General features: G+C 42.8%; 15 protein-coding genes. 6 read left to right on the forward strand and 9 right to left on the reverse strand.

The features are described 5' to 3' along the window. Nucleotides 1-56 precede the first annotated feature (56 nt). The 3 genes from GNIT_RS12520 to GNIT_RS17730 all read right to left on the reverse strand — a co-directional run bounded on the left by GNIT_RS12520 (nt 57) and on the right by GNIT_RS17730 (nt 8,242). Entirely contained in the window at nt 57-6,074 is a 6,018-nt protein-coding gene (locus tag GNIT_RS12520; RefSeq protein ID WP_014109605.1) for a hypothetical protein, read from the reverse strand. Between the two features lie 251 nt (nt 6,075-6,325). Further along, on the reverse strand, nt 6,326-7,342 hold the full coding sequence (locus tag GNIT_RS12525; protein ID WP_014109606.1) for a GGDEF domain-containing protein: 1,017 nt from the start codon (nt 7,340-7,342) through the stop codon (nt 6,326-6,328). Between the two features lie 270 nt (nt 7,343-7,612). Beyond that, nucleotides 7,613-8,242: a DUF642 domain-containing protein gene (locus tag GNIT_RS17730; protein ID WP_014109607.1), complete on the reverse strand. Its 630-nt coding sequence runs from the start codon at nt 8,240-8,242 to the stop codon at nt 7,613-7,615. A gap of 477 nt (nt 8,243-8,719) precedes the next feature. Here GNIT_RS17730 and GNIT_RS12540 point away from each other — a divergent pair, with 477 nt between their 5' ends. The 3 genes from GNIT_RS12540 to GNIT_RS12550 all read left to right on the forward strand — a co-directional run bounded on the left by GNIT_RS12540 (nt 8,720) and on the right by GNIT_RS12550 (nt 9,749). Further along, nucleotides 8,720-9,127 (forward strand): DUF4149 domain-containing protein, encoded by a 408-nt coding sequence (locus GNIT_RS12540; protein ID WP_014109609.1) that lies wholly within the window; start codon nt 8,720-8,722, stop codon nt 9,125-9,127. A gap of 76 nt (nt 9,128-9,203) precedes the next feature. Then, a complete protein-coding gene (locus GNIT_RS12545) occupies nt 9,204-9,542 on the forward strand; it encodes a hypothetical protein (RefSeq protein ID WP_041246855.1) in 339 nt (112 codons plus the stop codon). Nucleotides 9,543-9,557: 15 nt separating this feature from the next. Next, the gene (locus GNIT_RS12550; RefSeq protein WP_014109611.1) at nt 9,558-9,749 is read left to right on the forward strand and encodes a hypothetical protein; all 192 of its coding nucleotides are present in this window, start codon (nt 9,558-9,560) and stop codon (nt 9,747-9,749) included. A gap of 28 nt (nt 9,750-9,777) precedes the next feature. Here the strand turns inward: GNIT_RS12550 and GNIT_RS12555 are convergent, their stop codons facing one another. Then, on the reverse strand, nt 9,778-10,773 hold the full coding sequence (locus tag GNIT_RS12555; protein WP_014109612.1) for a LysR family transcriptional regulator: 996 nt from the start codon (nt 10,771-10,773) through the stop codon (nt 9,778-9,780). A gap of 145 nt (nt 10,774-10,918) precedes the next feature. Here GNIT_RS12555 and GNIT_RS12560 point away from each other — a divergent pair, with 145 nt between their 5' ends. Next, nucleotides 10,919-11,329: a hypothetical protein gene (locus tag GNIT_RS12560; protein ID WP_014109613.1), complete on the forward strand. Its 411-nt coding sequence runs from the start codon at nt 10,919-10,921 to the stop codon at nt 11,327-11,329. 294 nt (nt 11,330-11,623) lie between these two features. Next, nucleotides 11,624-12,634, forward strand: a complete 1,011-nt coding sequence (locus GNIT_RS12565; RefSeq protein ID WP_014109614.1) for a zinc-binding alcohol dehydrogenase family protein — start codon at nt 11,624-11,626, stop codon at nt 12,632-12,634. 239 nt (nt 12,635-12,873) lie between these two features. Here the strand turns inward: GNIT_RS12565 and gcvP are convergent, their stop codons facing one another. The 3 genes from gcvP to gcvT form a co-directional block, all read right to left on the reverse strand. Continuing rightward, the gene (gene gcvP / locus GNIT_RS12570) at nt 12,874-15,798 is read right to left on the reverse strand and encodes an aminomethyl-transferring glycine dehydrogenase (RefSeq protein ID WP_014109616.1); all 2,925 of its coding nucleotides are present in this window, start codon (nt 15,796-15,798) and stop codon (nt 12,874-12,876) included. Between the two features lie 143 nt (nt 15,799-15,941). Further along, a complete protein-coding gene (gene gcvH / locus GNIT_RS12575; protein WP_014109617.1) occupies nt 15,942-16,331 on the reverse strand; it encodes a glycine cleavage system protein GcvH in 390 nt (129 codons plus the stop codon). 88 nt (nt 16,332-16,419) lie between these two features. Next, complete coding sequence (gcvT, locus tag GNIT_RS12580; protein ID WP_014109618.1) at nt 16,420-17,502, reverse strand: glycine cleavage system aminomethyltransferase GcvT; 1,083 nt, start codon at nt 17,500-17,502, stop codon at nt 16,420-16,422. 247 nt (nt 17,503-17,749) lie between these two features. Here gcvT and GNIT_RS12585 point away from each other — a divergent pair, with 247 nt between their 5' ends. Then, nucleotides 17,750-18,595, forward strand: a complete 846-nt coding sequence (locus tag GNIT_RS12585; RefSeq protein WP_014109619.1) for a LysR family transcriptional regulator — start codon at nt 17,750-17,752, stop codon at nt 18,593-18,595. On the opposite strand, the gene GNIT_RS12590 is transcribed toward GNIT_RS12585, so the two are convergent. Together GNIT_RS12590 and GNIT_RS12595 are read right to left on the reverse strand one after the other, a co-directional pair. Beyond that, entirely contained in the window at nt 18,571-19,086 is a 516-nt protein-coding gene (locus GNIT_RS12590) for a hypothetical protein (RefSeq protein WP_014109620.1), read from the reverse strand. The genes GNIT_RS12585 and GNIT_RS12590 overlap by 25 nt on opposite strands. A gap of 88 nt (nt 19,087-19,174) precedes the next feature. Then, nucleotides 19,175-20,299 (reverse strand): alkaline phosphatase D family protein, encoded by a 1,125-nt coding sequence (locus GNIT_RS12595; protein WP_014109621.1) that lies wholly within the window; start codon nt 20,297-20,299, stop codon nt 19,175-19,177. Nucleotides 20,300-20,319: the final 20 nt, after the last annotated feature.

Below are 20,319 nucleotides of genomic sequence, written 5' to 3' on the forward strand. Positions count from 1 at the left end.
TAATATTAGTCTAAACAACTCCCCGATAAGAGGAGTTGTTTATTAAGCAGACTATATTATAAGTTACTTTTCTTATTAGCGCGTTTACGTAATCCTAAAAAGAGTAAACCTGAGAGCATTAACAATAACGAACCTGGAGCAGATACTTGAGTCGGTCCGCCTGGTGAGCTAACAGAAGCACGCAAGTCATCATAAATATCAATATTATCGCCATCAAATGAGAGGTTTAAGCTCCAGCCTCCAGTGTGTCTTTTGAGCCAGTTTCCAGTCCAGTTACCTTCCATTTCATCGGTAAAGCCAAAGAACTCGAATGATGCTGTGAGTAAGCCACCAGCTGCATCATATAAATCACCGCTAACGTCAAAGAAGCTAAAGTCTTGGCTAATTAAGGTATCAAAATCTAATAAAGACAATATCGAAAGCGACATATCACCTAATATATTGAAATTACCATCAATATCGATAGCATCATAACCTATGCCTCGTTCGGTCCCCCAAATCTCCATTACCCAGTCAACATCATTGGCACTTACATTGCCGATGAACGTCATTAAGCCTGGGCTATTCCCCGGATTCACAGAGGCTCCCAGTAATGAAGTATCGCCGGCAAAGGTGCCGCTACCAGAGATATTCCCAGTCAGCGTAAGTAATTCACCCGCATCCATTGCAATAAGGCCATTGTTAATCAGTATGCCGCCTATCGTTGCATCCTCAGCAAATGTTATCTTGCCAGGTGTCGCGTTATTCAATAAGCCTGCATTGGTGAATGTTGCACCCACTTGGTTTTCAATTAATCCAGAGTTTTGCAGGATGCCGTTATTGCTTAACGTCGAACCTGCTTGGTTAATTAAGTTGCCTCTATTTTGGAGAGTGTTAGATGAATAGATATTGCCAAGAAACTGGCCATTTTCATCATTCACTTTGAACGAATCTTGCGCACCTATTTCAATCAAGCCATTGTTCACAATCGTCGCATTATTAATTAACAAGGCCTTGTTAACAAATAGCTGACCATTCTCAACTTTGCTTTGACCAGATAACTTGATGCTGCCATCGTTCGTGATCATCGTTTGTGAGTTAACTAAGGCAAGTTCGCCATCAACGCCAACTTTCTTCATTGTGCCGTTAACCAAAGTTCCAGCAGAAATATCAATAACACCGCGGTTATTAATAATACCATTTGAAATTAACAGTCCTTCTTGCACCTGATCAACCGGACCGGTAGGTGAATCAAAAGTATCTAGCACATAACTCTCAAGATTAATTTCACCGTCGTTCTCAATTTTACCGGTGCTGCCGATCATGAGTACGCCACTGTTGTTAATAACGCCCGTTTCACTATTCGAAATGATTGCGCTGTTGTTCACAACGCCGCGGTTATTGAAGGTGCCACTGTTGTCGAGATTAGCATCCATTGACGTGATGCCTTCGAGATCAAAGCCAGCCGAGCCTAATGCTGATCCTAAACCGCTTATAAGTTGATCGACATCTGCACTTTTTATATCAGTTAAGGATGCAACAAGGTCACCAAAGTCTTTGGTTGGTAAATTCGCTATTTTTTGTTGGATAGTCTCAATTAAACCACTTGGCGTATACGTATTTCCTTTGGAGTACATTGCTTTATAAAGTTTCACCAAATCAGCAGCAGCAGCGTTAGATGAAGCATTCACATCGGTTAGGGTAAGCGCAATGCCATTGCGCAGATAGTCTTCTGATTTAAAGAACACTTTATCGGTCCAACGTGCATATAACGCTTCTAATTCATTGATATCACCTGGTGTAAAGTCATCACCGTTTGTTGATGTCGCTAGACCACGGCCATAGCTGAGATAGTACGATTTGCGCGTTTGTTGATTGCTAGCATTATTCCAAGGCTCATAACTCTCTCCACGACAGTTACTATCTCTAGCGCAATCTAATGCACCTATATTTAGACCCTCAGCCTCCATCATCATCAACATCGTCCACTCAAAGCGATTTTCATCGCTCGAAGTACCCTGATTATTTTCAAAGAAATTACTGTCGTTAAACATTGAAAATGCTTGTATACCAGTACCATCTTTAGCAAAACCCGCACTATTTGAAAAATCGTAGTTTATGCCACTATCATTGCCATAAATACCGCCTCCACTTCTACGCGCGCCATAATAGTACTTGTAACAAGCCAGTAGGTCCGTTGCACATGCTGCATTAAGCTGAGCGTTACCCGAATATTTAATAACTTCTGAGCGGATAAAATCACGATCTTTCGCTAAAGAGCCTTTGTTAGGGCCGTAGATATCGCTAGAACTGTCGGTCGCTAGGTTAGAAACTAGGTACTTTTCATAAAGGTGTATTGCCCAAGCTTTAGAGCTATCTGCATTTACGGTACCTTTAAAGCCATTCGCTGATTGACGTGCAAGCTCGTTGTTGTATTTCTGGTTAACATTCTGTAGAGCTTGTTTATCGTTTTGCAAGGACTGCACAGAAGCGTAGAAATCTTGAGCAGCTTGACCTTGTCCTGCAATATCACTTTGACCAATAGCGCTGCCCTTAACGCCATTATTAAAGAAGCCATGATTATCAATAACGCCGGTATTGGTAATTGTGGCGTAATTGTTAACCTCTGCGCCCTGAGCGTTAGTCATTGCTGCGTTATTGCTTAACTGCCCTAAATTCGAGAGAGAGCCATTATTTTCGATGCGTGTACTGGCCGTTTGTCCGCTACCGTCATCAACGCTGTTAATTGAACCAAAGTTAACCAGTGTGTCGTGATTTACCAACTCACCTCTGTTTTCGATACGACCCAAATTGGTGGTTTCGGATATATTTGCCAAGCCAATTTGTTCGGTGCCATTTTCCAAACGGCCAGTATTAGAGAGTACAGCAGGGTTTTGTTCTGGGCCTTTGTTGTTGATCAACTGCCCAGTGTTCAACAGGTAGCCATTGTTGTCTAAGGCACCACTGTTGTAAGTGCTTGCGCCAACGTGGTTGACCATAACGGCGTTGTTTTCAATATTGCCCTCATTAACCAGTAAGCTTCCACTTTCGTTTTCCCAAACGCCGAAGCCATCACTGGTCATAGCCACCACTAGGTTTTGGACAACTTTTGCCGCAACATCAACCGTGCCACCACTCTTTCTGAGGTCGTTTAAGGCGTGAGTTGATTCGACATAGTCCTGCGTTCTTGTTTCACGGTTTACGTAAGCGTCTGAATCAATCCACAACAGTCTATCGTTTGCATTGACTTGAGCTGCGGTTTCCATTTTTTTGTTTTCGTCTAAAAACAACTGCTGTGCTGCCTCTGTTGCAGCAAGATTCGTGGTACGTAAGGCCATAGCATTGCTATTACGCCAATCTCCATTTGCGCCAAATAGAGTAGTAAAGTCGGCGTCTTTTGTCCCGTTAGTAATGGTTTGCCCAACGTCGTTCAATACGTAACCACTGTTAGATACTGTACCTACGTTGAGAAGCTCGGCGCCAGCTGAGTTAGCTGCGCTTTTCGTCATACGCAATTCGCCACCTGCATCGATAACTAAATTACCCGTATTATTCACATCAACGTAATTGGTAAACTGTCTTTGCTGTGCTCTCTCTATCTCAAGTTCTCCACCCGCAAAAACTCTCAACGTGCCGGCGTTGTTTAAGCTTTCAAGCTCTTTACGCTCCAGCGATAATGAACCGTGTACGTCGATTTCGCCGCCGTAGTAATTGGCAAACAAATTCGAAGATTTATTATTCTCTTCCGTCAACTCAATCGCACCGTAGTTATTAATAACGCCTTCGTTAATAAATTGACCATCAAACTTCAACCAGCCGTTCGCCCCTACCAATAAGCTTGGCGTGCCATTGCTTCCTGATGCTGCGTTGATAAATTTATGACCGTCATTCTCAACACCGGCATTACTGTAAACGTCACCAAAAACCTGCAATTTACCGTTATTGATCACACCCGCTACGGTACTCGTTTGTCCAGCAAGCCCCTCGCTTGCAAGGCTTCGCACCTTATAATTATTGTCCTTACCGAGCTCTAACCCTCCCCCCGCTTCGACTGTGAAGGTTTTGCCGCCATCGTTGGTAAAGAGTCCGTCTTGCATAACATGTGCGGCAGACTTATTGCCAATTTTCAATTCATTGAAAATGCTGTCTTGAACGACAGTATCTCCCGCTGCTAATTGCTGGATGCTATTAGCTGAATTGTCGTAAAGGTTTCTTTGGTGCTTCGTGCGCTGAGCAGCTAATACTTTGCTGGTGCTTAGATCCACGTCAATACGATCATCATTGTCATAGAAAGAATCACTACTTCCACCTTCGGCCCGAGCTTGGAAAACAATTTCGCCAAAGGCGTTGAAGGTAAGCGCTTTTCCAGCAATACCTTGTTGTGCCGTTTCAGACTCGACGCCTTCCGCATTCTTCGCCAGTGCATTCCAATTATTTACGGCAAACGTGTCCTTAAATAAATCTACCTGATATAAGCTGCTAGATTTTGCTTCATAGGAAAGTACTGGCCCAAACTCTAAACCAGGCAAGCCGTCACCTTCGATATCAATTTCAACAGATAACAAGTCAATAGTGGCTTTTGCTTTCAAGTCTAAGTAAGTATGATTACTCAGGTTCGCGTTGACTGAAAATGTTGGTGTTGCACTAACGGTTTTATCATTTACGTTTTCGTTAACGCCTAATATGTTTGACTCGGCACTTAATGCAATTTCAGGTAAGTCATCCCATACGCCATAATAGGACGTTTGTTTGCCAATTTGTCCGCGAATGCGCACTTCGTTATCAAACTCAAGATTGACCATTAACTCTGGAGAAAGTGATACATCGGTTTTTAACTCAATAACAGGACCAACTTTGGCATCACCTAGCTCAATGCTGCCAGTCACTGGGCCGGTATCAACACCGAACTGATCAAGTGAAAATTTAGCACCATCTTTAAGGCCAAATGCGTAACCTAAAACTTGATCCAAATCGAGTTGTAAGCTTAACAATTCACCGCCGATAACCTTGCTTGCAGTACCGCCTGAAAAGCCAACGCTTGCGCCATCATCTTCAGAAAAAGGTAGAGAAAAACCAACTGAAATAGGCGCTGAACTTATTGAGTCTTTTGCATTTTGCCATTTCTCTTTATTTTCACCGCTTAACTGTTCACTTAGTTGGCCATCGACTGTGCCGACAAGAAGCGGCGTTGCGTCGGTGTAGAGGCTGTCTTTAAATGTCTCTATTAACTCACCTCCAGGGTTGGCGATGAGATTACCAATATTAACCAAAACTTCGTCTGGATTAGGGTTAAACACGATAAAAGTAGCCTCAGACCCTGGTTTTTCTCCAGAACCTGTATCGAGCTTAATTAATGGAACTTTGAAGTCTGTGCTATATAAATTGAAGGTTTCATCAAGAAAACAGCCGAGTAAACAGGCTTCAGCGAACAGATTTATGTTCGCTTCTATATTCACGCCAGTTTCTAAGAATAACGACGGCGCGTCTAATCTAAATTCTGACTTGCTATCAACTAAATTTGATTTCGTATCAAGTTTGGAGAAGTCGACTCCCAAACCTTCATATTGATAGACGGCTGAGGGTGCATATTCAACTTTTGCATCAAAAGTGCCAGGATCAAATTCCATTTTTAAATACGGTAAAACATAAGTTTCTAATTCTATACCCGCGGCGGCTCCCGCTTTGGCGCAACCGACAAGCGGCAGGCAAGCTTCTGCTATAGCACCAACGCCTAATCTCGCGGTTGGTGGACGCCCAAACACAGAGTTCCATTGGCTTGAAGTAAGGCTGTAGTCAATACTGGTGCTCGTTTGGTTGGCACCCCAAATATTGCGGTCAGTTACACCAAAACGCAAAGCGCCAAAACCATCTTCATCAATCTGATTTTTGATTTGTTCAGGTGTAAACTGAAATTGATCAATGAATTCTTGGCTAGGAGATGTCCCTATCCATTTGGTGTTTTCAGGTGTTTGAACGCCTGCTATAGCTGGTGAAGAAATTGCTAAGCAAGCAGCTAACCATGACGCTTTATACGCATGCGCTTTATGTTGCTGAATAGCCAAAGTGATGGGGGATAATTTTCCTAAACTGCGCATGACTATTGCTCCATGAGTATATTACTGGTTAGCTTACCTAATATCAAAAAAGTGCTGGTGCACAAGAAACTGTTTACTTCTCGGATGATTGTATACCTATGTTTTATATTTCATAACTATACAAAGGTCGGTACTAGGTAGACGAAAGTCTGGGGTAACGCGAAAAAAAGCGAACCAATTGGTTCGCTTCAAATAATTTATGGGAGCTTAAGCAGGTGTGACATAATTTCAGCTTGGAATTTAGATGCTACTTAACTGATTGGCATTACTCGGTTACGTCCAAGCGTTTTTGCTTTATAAAGCAGTTTGTCTGCGCGTTCCACCAAGTCATGGGGCTGTTCACCTTTGGTTCGTTGGGCAACGCCAATTGATACAGTTACGTCACCCAGCACGTTGCCAGTGCGCCTATCTTTTACCGCAATTTTCTCAATTGAGCGTCGCATTACATCTGCGATATGCCTTGCTTTTTGTAAGTCTGCACCTGGCATCAATATAACAAATTCTTCGCCGCCGTAGCGGAAGACTTGTGCATCTTCACGGCAACCGGATTGTAATTTTTTAGCGACCGCTTTCAGTACTAAGTCTCCCATTAAATGCCCATGGGTATCATTAATGATTTTAAAATGATCAATGTCTATAAGCATTAATGACATCTTATCGATACCTATTTTGCTCTCGATTTCTGAATCAAAATAACGTCGGTTGCATAAGCCTGTAAGAGCATCGTATAAGGCTTCGTGTTGACTTTCCTGCAGCTTTAATTTTAGCGACTCTATCTCTTTTTCAGCTTTGACTAATGAACCACTAAAACTAATAGTTTTTTGCCTAATGGCTTGTAATTCATGCACCATCTTGCGTACCAATGCCATAACCTCGGTAACTGACAAGCCTTCTTTTTCTACTTTCGACAAGTTATCGAGATTAGCGTCCATTAAGGATTTAAATTCAGTCGTGTCAGATTTTGTGTCTTTCATCGATTGCGACACTTCTAATAACATTGCTTCCATGCTTTGGCGCAATTGCCAAGCATCGACTTCCTGCTTTTCAGATAAATAATTACGATATAACTCTTTTGTTTTCGCCACGGAAAGCGGATAACCTTTTTGCAGGTTTTCATCAATGTCCTGATTTAACTGTGGAGAATCGTTAGAAACATACGTATACCAGAGGGCATAATTGGTGGGGATAGCGGGAATATTATATTTCAACAACAAAGGTATAGTGCTTTTGAGAGTTTGAAATGATTTTTCTATGTCGGTCTTTGCCATCGGTTACATCCCACTGAGTCTTGCAAAAAAAGCGATTATTAGCTGAACTAGAGATTAGCGATAATTGAGTGCGCTTACAAATTTATTAGTGTAGCGATTTTTGTTCTTTAGCATGAAATTTTGCTAGAACTCAGTATTTCAAAAAAAAAGCCTGCTTGTTGACGTGACCAATTTGTTGAGTCAACTCAATGCAGGCTTTTTAACTTATATTTATATTGTGTTGTTTTTAACGTCCTCGCATCATTTAAAACAACCTAATTAGATAACTAATTATTTAGCTTTACGTTGTCTAACGCTTAACGCTAAACCTAACAATCCCATTCCAAACAATAGGGCAATAGAGGGTGAAGGAACAACGCGAACGTCGTCAATAAAATTACCTAAAGAACTATTCGGTGTAACAGAGGTAAACTTTATTTGACTGCGGTCTGCTTGTGCTTGGAAACTGTAAGTGAATAATTGCCAGACATTTTTGGTCAACTCAACAGTATCTTCGATAAACGATGGCGTTGAGCGGCATCTTTGTCCAAGACAAATAGCGCTATTCGCTAGTTCAACTGACAAGCTATCGCTATTTCCTCGACCAGCCGCAGCAAAACTCAATGTGTACCAATTACCTGCTTCGGTTTCAAAATCCTGCCAAATTGACCATGGTCCAGTGCCACTTGCGTTTAATTCAAGATGTTGGAACCCATCATACGATGGAAGCCCGAATAGGTCCCAGATTTCAAACGATCTGCTGCTTTGCCATCCCGCAATTGTTGGAGCGTTTGCAAAATTCGTTCTTACTCCCTCACCAGGCTGCTCAAAGCTGCCGTTTACAATTAAATTTGCATTTGCAGTGGCTGATAACAAGACCATACCTAACAACATTGCAGTACTACATAACATTTTTTTCATATTAAGATCTCCAAAGACGACTATAGGACTAAAGTTAATCAAGCGTCTTAAGCAATTTTAAGACCAAATCATAACCCCATAACTTCATTGGAAAAAATTATAATTAACTTATACTTAAAAGGGATTTGTAAAAAAAACTGACACTTTTATTGTAGCTAAAGCTTCCTTTAAACTTTGAACGCCATACGTCTGCTTTGCCGTATTTAAGAGCCAGTTGATCAGGTAAAAAATGACAGATTGCAGACCGTTCACATCACCTGCTATTGCAAATAAAAACTCCGGCCTGCTCGCGAAGGCGGCGGTTAGGTCAAATAGACTACTAATCTCTATCAAACTTTATGAAGGTCTAGCGTTAGTGCATACAAACCACGGCAGTGGCAAGCATCTGAGACACCGCCCATGTTATAATAACCTGTCCTGCTTGAGCCCTTTATTCATATTTTGCGTAAAAGATAATATTACTGTTGAGGAATCAGAATGCTCGAGTTTATTCAATTATTAGTCGTAGCCATTATTTTGGGTGGTATGGTAGCTTTCCAAGTTTTGTTTGCGCCACTTATTTTTATTAAGTTACCTAACGACGTTGCTCGCCCCTTTATCAGAAAGTTTTTTCCGTTTTATTATTTGTATTTCGGCATTCTTAGCACAGCCTTAGCTGGTATCGCGTATCTTTTGCTCAGTCAGAACTTCGGCGCGTGGTTACTGGTGGTTACTACTGCTTCGGCACTTGGTTTTTTTGTGTCACGGCAAGTGTTTATGCCGTTAGCAAACAAAGCGACGGACGAGGGCAGGCAAGCAGATTTTAATCGGTATCATAGAATAACTGTGTTGATTAATACCGTGCAGTTAATAGCGATGGTGATTGTTTTATGGCTCATCACGTAAAGCTTGTTATTTACGTTTAGCCGTAATGCTACCTAAAAATACAGCAAACCAAAAAAAATCGAGTGACGCAAAAGGCATGAGCAGCACAGCAGAATCAATACAAGAGTACTTAACACTTACGCGCGATGTAATGCCCTCACTGGCTAAGCAGGTAAAAGTAGAGCAAGGCAAAGGAAGTGTAAAAAAATGGCCCGTTCAACATGACCATTGCTTCCAACGGATCGTGCTCGATACTATTTGTGAAGGTGCGTGGTACGAATTTATAAAGGCACCCGCTTACCAACATTTAAACGCCACTCAAGCGAAAGCAGCTGTTTCGTTATGCAGGCGCATTATTAATGGCCAAGTGGATTTAACTCAGTTGAATGAGTCCTCGCTTAAATGGCGTCAAAAACAACACACTTTTTCATTTTAAATACGAAGCAGAATAATGAGTAAACGAACTTCTCCAAAAGATGCTGCAAACGTTAATTTTGCTAACGACATTGACGATATTGTGGTAGACAAGCGTAACCAATGGCGTGCAAACGCAGCAAAAGCAAGGCGAAGACAGCGTCGTTATAAAAGACTAATCACACAGGAGATTTTGCTCGACGCTCAAAATAAATACGGCAGTGAATAGTTACGGACAATTTACCACCATGTCGATTTTAAGGGGCTTGCGAAATAACAACAGTATTAAGTTTTGCACACAACTCCTTACTGCTGCCACAGAGTTTAGGCATCGATTCATTGATATTGCGCACTTCAGCTTCTTTAATAATTCGACGAACCTGATCTCTCAACCAAATCAGTCCCTCATCCTTGTCTTGCCGTGAGTGCCACAGCATGCTTGCACCTGGCGGTGACAGATCGATTGGCGGCAAGGTTCCGGTTATTTCGCCGCTAATAATACCGCTGGCAACCGCACCTAGCGGTACAACACAGATTAAATCACTGTTAGCTAACAACGGTGTCACCATACTAAACTGATTTACCGACATCGCCACTTTACGAGACAGTCCTTGCTGAGCTAAAACTTCATCTGTAATACCTGTTACATTGCCTGACAGCGACACAAGTAAATGCTGTGCTTTTGCAAACTCCTCCAGTTTTAATTTGCTTTTTGCTAGTGGATGACCTGGGCGCATGGCACAAATGTAGTGCGGATTAAAAAGCAGCTCATTACGAATATTAACCTGCTGAAGATTTGTACCGCCTCCAATGACTAGATCGACACTGGCGTCATCTAACACCTCGGTTGCGTTAACAATGGTATAGGGGATCATGTGCAGGCTTATATTGGGGGCGTGTTCCTCAATATATTTTCGCAGTTCCAATATCATCATAGTAACGACGATATCAGACGCAGCAATTCTAAACGTTCTTGTTGATATTAACGGGTCAAATAGGCTCGGTTTGATCACAGAAGACAAGTCGTCTATCGGTTTTTTAATTTGCTCCCACATGTTGCTGGCTTTTATGGTGGGTTTAATATTTCGGCCACTTTTTACAAATAAGTCGTCCTTCCAAGCTGAGCGCATGCGACTAACCGCATTCGACACCGCTGGCTGCGTCATTGCCAACCTTTCAGCGGCGCGGCTAATGCTACCTTCGGTCATAATGGCATCAAAAATAATGAGCAAATTCAGTTCGTGTGGACGCATAACAAATCTCTAAGAAGCGGGGTCAATTTACTTACACGATAATACATCACGTTTGAAAATGCATCTCATATGTTTATATAATTATTGTTATATGAATTTGTTGCGTAAACTTACCTCATTAAAGAAAAACGCAAGGAATTAAATCATGAGATTACATGTATTCAGCGGCGCAGTTAAAGAAATCGTATTCACGGGTGTTGCCGCCTTATTTTTATTTTCTCTGCTTGCTGTGCAAGACGCAGACGCTGCTAGTGTGCAAATTCGTCCGACAGAAACAAAAACAATTGAGCTAATTGAAACGCCGGAAAAAATAGCACTGGATAATAGTGAAGCTTTTGTAAAAGCCCTCGAACATGACGCTATCAAAAGCGAAGTTTTGTTGACTATTATTAATGCTCAATTTGAGGCAGGAGAAATAAGTGCGAAAGCGTTATTCTCAGCAACTGTGAAGTTTCATGAAGTTCAAGAGGCTTTGCAAAGAGCGCAACACGAGCTTTCCATTGCCAAAAACCGTATTAAAGATCCCTTAGAAATAAGGTTAGCACGCACACAGTAGCCTGTATTATCGCACTCTCCCGAGAGCAAATATTGAAAACTTCCTGTGTTTTCAAACTTTATCCCCTCTTTTGTCGAGGGGATTTTTTTATTCATTGTATAGTTCAGTTTGCAAAGCAATATAAATGACAGGACGGCAACATCAATAGAAATTTGTAAATCGTTAAATGAGCGCATATTTTCAATTTAAATTTAAAAGTACTTTAGTTCTCCATGTCTTTTTCTATTTTCCAACTGCGCTATAGTAGCTAAAATACAAAAGGCATTTACATGTGAATATTCATAAGGAACCGCTATGAAAGCATTTGGCTATACCCACAACTCTCCAACACTTACTCCACAGTCTATTCTAGCCATTGAGCTTGAAACCGCAGCGGCCACCGGGCACGACTTACTTATTGAAGTAAATGCTATCTCGGTAAATCCCGTAGATACAAAGATTCGCGCAAATGTAGCGCCTGAGCAGGGATACAAAGTACTGGGCTGGGATGGCGTTGGTATAGTTAAAGCAGTAGGTAACAACGTATCGCTTTTTAACATAGGCGATAGAGTGTTTTACGCCGGCGATTTATCACGCCAAGGCAGTAACGCTGAGTTTCAACTCGTAGATGAACGCATTGTTGGTCGCGCGCCGAGCTCACTAACTGATGCGCAAGCAGCGGCACTTCCATTAACAAGTATTACCGCCTACGAAATGTTGTTTGACCGCCTAGAGGTGGCTAAAAATAAGCAAAAAAGTAATAAATCTATTTTAGTGATTGGCGCCGCCGGTGGTGTCGGCTCTATTTTAGTGCAACTAGCTAAACAACTTACAGATCTCACCGTTGTGGGCACTGCATCACGAGAAGAAAGTGTTAAATGGTTAAAAGAGTTAGGTGCAGATCATGTACTCGATCACTCAAAAAGCCTAAACGAGCAACGAGTAGAGCTTGGTTTAAAAGAGTTTGACTACGTTATTGGTTTAACTCACACCGACCAATATCAAGACGAAATAGTTGCCTGTATTAAGCCCCAAGGTAAGTTCGCATTAATAGATGATCCAAACTCGTTCGATATTTTAAAATTTAAACGTAAATGTATATCAGTGCACTGGGAGTTTATGTTTACTCGCTCGCTATTCACCACTACAGACATAACAGCGCAGCACAACTTACTTAATGAAATTAGCGAGCTAATTGATGCGGGTACACTTAAAACTACACTAGGCCAAAACTTAGGCACTATTAACTCAGAAAACTTGTACAAAGCACACCAAATTTTAGAGTCGCATACATCACGCGGTAAACTTGTTTTAGAAGGCTTTTAAAAACGAATCATAGTAAAAAATTACTATTGGCAGCGGCTTGCAGCACGGCACTTTTAATACACAAGGCCTTTTATATACTGCCGATACAGCGCAAGGCAGACAAGCCGCTATCATTACTGTAAACCTTAAAACGGGAGAAGCCAAAATCAAAAAAGGCGAACCTGAGAAGGTTCGCCTTTATCATGTTAAAACACTAAATATTTGAGGCCGATAGTCACAACCTTAATTACAAGTGCCAATTACTCAGCAAAATCACGATAAGAATCCAAATCCGGGCAAGAACAAATCAAGTTCCTGTCGCCATAAACGTCATCGATACGGTTAACCGTTGGCCAAAACTTATCTTTCGCCACAGCATCAACAGGATAAGCAGCTAACTGACGATCGTAGCTTCTGTTCCAATTGTTATCGCACATATCTGCCAATGTATGCGGTGCGTTGTGCAAAGGGTTATCCGTTGCATCCCACTCGCCCGACTCTACTTTGGCAATTTCGTGACGAATCGACACCATCGCTTCAATAAATCGGTCTAGCTCTACTTTGGCTTCTGATTCCGTCGGCTCAATCATGAGCGTGCCCGCTACTGGGAAGCTCATTGTTGGTGCGTGGAAACCATAGTCGTTTAAGCGCTTTGCCACGTCCATTTCAGTTACACCAGAGGCTTCTTTCAACGGACGTAAGTCAATAATACATTCGTGAGCAACACGACCGTTGTTGCCTTTATAAAGAATTGGGTAGTGACCTTCCAATTTCTGTGCAATGTAATTGGCGTTCAAAATGGCAACTTCGGTGGCCTTTTTCAAACCTTCACTGCCCATCATTTTGATGTACATGTAGCTGATAGGAAGAATCGAGGCACTGCCCCATGGTGCTGCTGAAATAGCGCCATTTGAGCCTAAATCTTCACCTGTACCACCTGCTTCTAAACCTATCACACTGTGGCTTGGTAAGAATGGTGCTAAATGCGCTTTAACGCCAATGGGACCCATACCTGGGCCGCCACCACCGTGTGGAATACAGAAGGTTTTGTGCAAGTTTAAGTGCGACACGTCAGAGCCAATCAAGCCCGGTGACGTTACGCCTACTTGAGCGTTCATGTTTGCGCCGTCCATATAAACCTGACCGCCAAATTCATGCACTATGTCACAGATCTCTTTGACTGTTTCTTCATATACACCATGTGTAGATGGGTATGTGATCATCGCGCAACTCAGATTATCTTTAACCTCTTCCGCTTTCGCACGAAGGTCAGCTAAGTCAACGTTACCCTTTGCATCACAGTTAACCACAACTACTTTTAAGCTCAACATTTGTGCTGAAGCAGGGTTTGTTCCATGTGCAGACTGTGGAATTAAGCACACATTTCTGTGACTGTCGCCGCGGCTAGCATGATAGCGAGTAATCGCAAGCAAGCCTGCATATTCACCCTGTGCGCCGGAGTTTGGCTGCATAGACAGTGAATCATAGCCTGTGATGTTAATTAACCAGTCGCTGAGTTCGTCAATCATATGCTTGTAACCAAGTGCTTGATTGAGTGGCGCGAATGGGTGCAATTGACCGAATTCTGGCCACGTTACTGGAATCATTTCAGCCACCGCATTCAGTTTCATGGTACAAGAACCCAATGAAATCATGCTGTGGTTCAACGCTAAGTCTTTGTTTTCAAGCGACTTGATATAACGCAGCATTTCTGTTTCTGAATGATAACTATTAAATACTTTATGCGTCATGAATGCGCTAGTACGCACTAGTTCTTGTGGAATGGAGCAAGAGCCATTTGCAATGATATCGGAGTCAAGCGCTTCAACACTGAGTCCGTGATCTTCACCAATGAGCACGTCGAACAAATCAAGAATATCCTGACGATTGGTCGTTTCATCTAAACTGATACCGACGGTGCCTTCAAGATCGGCGCGCAGGTTCATGCCTTTCTCTAACGCTTTTTCTAGGGTTTCAGATTTGTTCGCTACCTTCACGGTAAGTGTATCAAACCAAGTATCATGCGCTAACTCAACGCCTTTGCTGACCAAACCCGCTCCCAAGATATCGGCGAACCGATGAATACGATTGGCAATAGTGCTTAGGCCTACAGGGCCGTGATACACAGCGAAGAAAGACGCCATGTTTGCAAGTAATACCTGCGCGGTACAAATGTTTGAGTTGGCCTTTTCACGACGAATATGCTGTTCACGTGTTTGCAGCGCCATGCGCAATGCTGGACGCCCGCGAGTGTCTTTTGATACACCGATAATTCGACCAGGCAAAGAGCGCTTATAATCGTCTCTTGTTGCGAAAAATGCAGCATGTGGACCGCCGTATCCCATTGGTACGCCAAAACGCTGCGCACTGCCTAGCACCACGTCGGCACCAAGCTCACCCGGAGGTGTCAGCATCGTCAACGCCATTAAGTCAGACGCAACAGCTACAATGCCTTTGTTCGCCTGTACGTCGGCAATAATTTGTGTGATATTTTTAATTTCACCCGTTGAACTTGGGTACTGCAACAATGCACCAAACACATCGTGACTTGAAGCTTCAGATGCTTCGCCAACGATAACTTCAAAGCCAAACATGTCGGCGCGTGTCTGAACAACGTCGAGTGTTTGTGGATGAACGCCTTTAGACACGAAAAAGCTATTCGATTTTTTGTTTTTAGATACGCGTTTAGCTAAGCCCATCGCTTCAGCGGCAGCAGTCGCTTCATCCAACAATGAAGCCGACGCTAAAGGCAAGCCTGTTAGGTCAATCGTCACCTGTTGAAAGTTAAGAATAGCTTGCAAACGACCTTGCGCAATTTCTGGTTGGTATGGCGTGTAAGCCGTATACCAACCTGGATTTTCTAACACGTTGCGCAATATAACATTCGGCGTATGTGTATTACTGTAACCCATGCCAATGAAAGAACGATTGATCACGTTTTTACCTGCAACCGCTTTTAATTCGGCAAGCGCATTCACTTCTGTTTGCGCTTCACCCACATTAAGTGGCTCTGGCAAACGAATACCGGCTGGTACAGTTTGCTTCATCAAATCGTCTAATGAATCAGCGCCGATAAACGACAGCATTTCTTCCATTTCACCCTTGCCTGGACCGATATGGCGGCGGATAAAATCGTTCGGTTGTTCTAAATCTAACAACGAAGCGGGTGTATTTGAATCATTCATAAACTGGCGACCTAAAAACAAAATTTAAAAATAAGGATGCCGAACTTCACACTTTACGCGGAAGCTCGGATTGAGCGATAGAAGCTAATGCAATATTAAATGAAGCTATAAAAAGCTGACATTCAATCTAGCATGGTGCAGAGTTAGTCGTCGTCGATTGACGCGCCGTAAGCTTCTGCGTCCATCAAACCTTCAACTTCAGCAGGGTCTTCTGCTTGGATTTTAAACATCCAACCTTCACCAAATGCATCAGAGTTAACCAATTCTGGTGAGTTTTCTAATAGACTGTTTACTTCAATGACTTCACCCGTAATCGGTGCGTAAATGTCAGAAGCTGCTTTTACTGATTCAGCAACCGCACAATCATCACCCGTTACGACAGCATCGCCAACGTCTGGTAAATCAACAAACACCATATCGCCAAGCAAGTCTTGTGCATGCTCAGTAATCCCTACGGTAAATACGCCGTCACCTTCTGAACGAACCCACTCATGAGTACTGGCATAACGTAATTCTGTTGGTATATTGCTCATATTCTTTCCTAACTGTTGTTAAATAATTAATAATGTTTTTTTGTTACTGCAATTCTGTTTGAGGCTACACGCTAGGCCTCGATGATGCCTATAGCACACTTTTTCCGTTACGAACAAAGCTAGGCTTCACAACACTTACCGTTACTAATTTTTTACGCATTTCAACATCAACGGTGCTGCCGATTTCAGTTCCTGCCGGCACTCGTGCCATAGCAACACTGTAACCTAATGTAGGTGAGAATGTACCTGAGGTTATAACGCCCTCGCCGGCTGATGTGATCACTTTTAGACCTGCGCGCAGTACACCTTTCTCGGTCATTACCAAGCCAACTAATTTTTCGTGGCCCGCAGCTTTCTGGGCTTCTAACGCTTTGCGCCCCATAAATTCTCGTTCACTCGGTTCCCAAGTGATTGTCCAGCCCATATTGGCAGCAAGTGGAGAAATTGTTTCATCCATGTCTTGACCATATAAATTCATGCCGGCTTCTAAACGCAGTGTATCACGAGCTCCCAGTCCACATGGCACAACACCCGCTGCTAACAACTGGTCCCAAAACTCTTCAGCTCGCGCAACCGGAACCATAATTTCATAGCCCGCTTCACCGGTATAACCCGTTGTTGCAATGAATAAATCTTCTGCCTGCACACCAAAGAAAGGCTTCATACCCTCAACGGCTTCTTTTTGCGCTGCAGAAAACAGACTCTGCGCCTTTGCTTGCGCATTTGGACCTTGAACCGCAATCATGGCGAATTCGTCACGCTCATTGATCGACACATCAAAGCCGTCAGCGATTTTGTTCAACCAATTCAAATCTTTCTCTTTGGTCGCAGAGTTAACCACTAAGCGATAATTAGTAGACTCAAAGTGATAAACAATGAGGTCATCAACAACACCACCTTCGTCATTCAGCATACCGCTATATAGCGCCTTGCCTTTCAGCTGAAGTTTTTCAACATCATTAGCCAACAAATAACGTAAGTAATCCTTTGCCTGAGCACCAACAACATCAACAATGGTCATATGAGACACATCAAACATACCTGCGTCTTGGCGCACAGCGTTATGCTCTTCAATTTGTGAACCATAGTTGATTGGCATATCCCAACCAAAGAAATCAACCATCTTTGCGCCAGCTTTAATGTGCGCGCCATGAAGTGCTGTGGTATTCATTTGCAGTATCTCGTAGTAATAATTTATAAACCCAGTATAGAAACGGCAACACATAAGATCCAATTAAAAGTCCTAATGAATACATTTACTTTTTAAATGTATTAGCTAGAATGCATTAGAACTACTGATACAGAAAATCGCAAAGGCAAAGCACAGAGTCAGAAGCATCTGCCATCACCTTGGCTGCTGTTTCGGGAAACAACCACAGAACATATTGCGGAAACAGCAAAAAATATCAGAGAAACACATGAAACAACTATCGTTAGACAATTTGCGCACCTTCGTCAGCATCATAGAACTAGGTGGTTATAGCAAAGCGGGAGAATTACTTGGTCGTTCGCAACCCGCCATCAGCCTACAAATTAAAAAGCTAGAAAACCAGCTCGGCAAGAAGCTTTTTGACAAAGTGGGGCAACGCTATCAAGCCAATGCTGACGGGCAATGGTTGTTTGATCAAGCCAAACAAATGCTGGCAATTAACGACGACATATTTCGACGCTTAGAAGACGGACAGCTTAGAGGACGGTTAAGGCTTGGCATCCCCGGCGAATTCGCGACGCGCTTGCTACCCAGCATCGTTGGTGAGTTTAATGTCCGCTACCCAGACGTGTCCCTCGATGTCACCTCCGCACTCAGTCGGCAATTGCTCAATGCCAACAACCGAAAGGACTTCGATCTTATTCTTGCCCTCGTTAATCCGGAAGACACAATTGAAGGTGAACTGCTAATAGAGGATGAATTGGTGTGGGTTGGCGATGCAAAGCAGCCGCTCAATTCAAGCAAGCTTTCTTTAGTGCTCGCGCCAGATGGATGCGTATATAGATCTCGAGTGATTCAGCAGCTAAAGCAGCAAACCAACGCTTGGAAAATAAGCTACACCAATGCTGACCTTTACGGCTTGATTGCCGCCATCAAACAAGGCTTGGGAGTAACGGTGTTGGCAAAAAGTAGTGTGCCGCCAGAGCTCGATATTTTAAAAAATAAACGCCTGCCGGCCTTAGGAAAAATAAAAATTTGTTTATTTAACCAAGATACTCAACATCCACAGGTTAGCAAAACGCTGTCAGACTATATCCGCTCGAGGATCACCTGAAAGTTGTATTTTTTCGCGGCTTGTTCAATCAACTCAAGTAACTCAGGATGAGAAATTTTGTAGTCTCTTGCATATAAAGTCATTGGACTTGGCAGCGTAGACTCTCGTGCATCTAGCACAAAGTCGTAAACCAAATATTTTGAACGCCCAAGCTTTTTAGATAAATCGACAATATTCACCGTTCGGATAAAAGACCACTTAACTCGCGCATTCTTATGCTTATTTACCCACGAAATAAAATCAGAATTAATGCTTAACATACTGCGTTTAGTAAGGTTGTAGCGCGTCCAAAAATACACTGACAGCACGCATAAAGCTGATGTAGCAATAAGAAGCAGCATGTATTGAATTGGTTTAGCGTCAGGTTGGTTTTGCAGAAGTAGCAAGATAAGCAGGAAACAAGCAACGACGCTGCTAATATTTGCCTGCAACAAAAAGCGCCTTCCATCGAAAGGCACGTTAACGTTAACTTGGGACAAAGTACTACTCATCTTTTTATCGCTGCTTGTTGTTGGCACAGGTTACTTACTTCAGTAATCTCACTGCGCAAATATTGCTTACAACCAATAACCGGAGATTCTACATTTGCAGGTCACGCAACAAAATCGTTTGTTGATTTAACACGTCACCGTTGCGATCTCTTGCGGTTAATACAATGTTGGAATCTAGTGTAGTGTCTGCCCAGTTAACCACAACTTCGCCAAAGTTAGTATCTCTTACGACTGCGCCCTGCCTGAATGTATTATCCTCAACAACTTCAACAAAATCTCTAGTTATGTCGCTGGAGGTAAAGTCCCAGATAGGATAAGGCACTTTGTGACCAAGTTGGCCCTCGTCCTTGGAAATTTCCATCAAGTGGCGATCACCGCTAAGAAACACAACTCCGTTTGCCTTTTTGTCCGTGATCAGTTGATACATGCGATCACGTTCATGTGGAAAAATTCCCCAACCTTCCCAAGCGTGCTCATAAGCAACAATTTGAATACTGGTCACTATAAAACGAACATCCGCGGGTTTTTCTAATTCTTGTGCTAACCAAGACCATTGTTCTTCGCCAAGTATAGTTGTTGTTTCATCTGTGACAGGTAAATACGGGCCTTTATTTTTAGGTCGTCCATCGGGTCGTTTAATAATAGGGTCGCGATGATAGCGTGTATCAAGAATGATTAGCTGCACCCGCTTACCGTCATCGTTGAACATTCTTGATTGATAAACGCCCTCTTGCTGGCGCATGGGGTCGTCTTTTGCGACTTCAAAGAAGTCAAGGAAAGCTTGTTGGCTTTCCTTTTTCATCGCGAATTCTTTGCCTCCGTCGTTTTTACCATAATCGTGATCATCCCAAGTGCCGAGCATTAAGGGCACCTGTTTTCTAAACGCTGCAAATTCAGGGATCGCATTGGCTCGAGCATAGGCTTCATCAAACCTGGCTCTGGTGGTGACTGGCTGCATACTGCGTTTGCCATTTACTTCGTAAACATCAGCGTAAACATTGTCGCCGATGTACAAAAATAGTTCAGGATTTACCTTCGCTATTTCCGTCCAAATCGGCTGAGGTTCATTTTCACGAGCGCATGAAGCGAACGCAAAGATAAAACGATTATCTAACTCTGCGACAGCACTCGGTAACTTCTGAGCACAGCCGGTGAGTGAGAGCATGGATAACAAAATAAGAGTAATAATGAAATGTCTGCTTTTGATGAGCATGTAACCGTCCCTGATTAATG

Origin of the sequence: Glaciecola nitratireducens FR1064 (genome assembly GCF_000226565.1) — a bacterium.
Classification (GTDB): Bacteria; Pseudomonadota; Gammaproteobacteria; order Enterobacterales; family Alteromonadaceae; genus Glaciecola; species Glaciecola nitratireducens.

Bases quoted from the DNA above. Each gene is read 5' to 3' on its own strand.
- GNIT_RS12525 (WP_014109606.1), bottom strand. From the start codon at position 7,342: ATGGCAAAGACCGACATAGAAAAATCATTTCAAACTCTCAAAAGCACT.
- GNIT_RS12545 (WP_041246855.1), top strand. From the start codon at position 9,204: ATGAGCAGCACAGCAGAATCAATACAAGAGTACTTAACACTTACGCGC.
- GNIT_RS12595 (WP_014109621.1), bottom strand. From the start codon at position 20,299: ATGCTCATCAAAAGCAGACATTTCATTATTACTCTTATTTTGTTATCC.
- GNIT_RS12590 (WP_014109620.1), bottom strand. From the start codon at position 19,086: ATGAGTAGTACTTTGTCCCAAGTTAACGTTAACGTGCCTTTCGATGGA.
- gcvP (WP_014109616.1), bottom strand. From the start codon at position 15,798: ATGAATGATTCAAATACACCCGCTTCGTTGTTAGATTTAGAACAACCG.
- GNIT_RS12540 (WP_014109609.1), top strand. From the start codon at position 8,720: ATGCTCGAGTTTATTCAATTATTAGTCGTAGCCATTATTTTGGGTGGT.
- GNIT_RS12520 (WP_014109605.1), bottom strand. From the start codon at position 6,074: ATGCGCAGTTTAGGAAAATTATCCCCCATCACTTTGGCTATTCAGCAA.
- GNIT_RS12565 (WP_014109614.1), top strand. From the start codon at position 11,624: ATGAAAGCATTTGGCTATACCCACAACTCTCCAACACTTACTCCACAG.
- GNIT_RS12560 (WP_014109613.1), top strand. From the start codon at position 10,919: ATGAGATTACATGTATTCAGCGGCGCAGTTAAAGAAATCGTATTCACG.
- gcvT (WP_014109618.1), bottom strand. From the start codon at position 17,502: ATGAATACCACAGCACTTCATGGCGCGCACATTAAAGCTGGCGCAAAG.
- GNIT_RS12585 (WP_014109619.1), top strand. From the start codon at position 17,750: ATGAAACAACTATCGTTAGACAATTTGCGCACCTTCGTCAGCATCATA.
- GNIT_RS12555 (WP_014109612.1), bottom strand. From the start codon at position 10,773: ATGCGTCCACACGAACTGAATTTGCTCATTATTTTTGATGCCATTATG.
- GNIT_RS17730 (WP_014109607.1), bottom strand. From the start codon at position 8,242: ATGAAAAAAATGTTATGTAGTACTGCAATGTTGTTAGGTATGGTCTTG.
- gcvH (WP_014109617.1), bottom strand. From the start codon at position 16,331: ATGAGCAATATACCAACAGAATTACGTTATGCCAGTACTCATGAGTGG.
- GNIT_RS12550 (WP_014109611.1), top strand. From the start codon at position 9,558: ATGAGTAAACGAACTTCTCCAAAAGATGCTGCAAACGTTAATTTTGCT.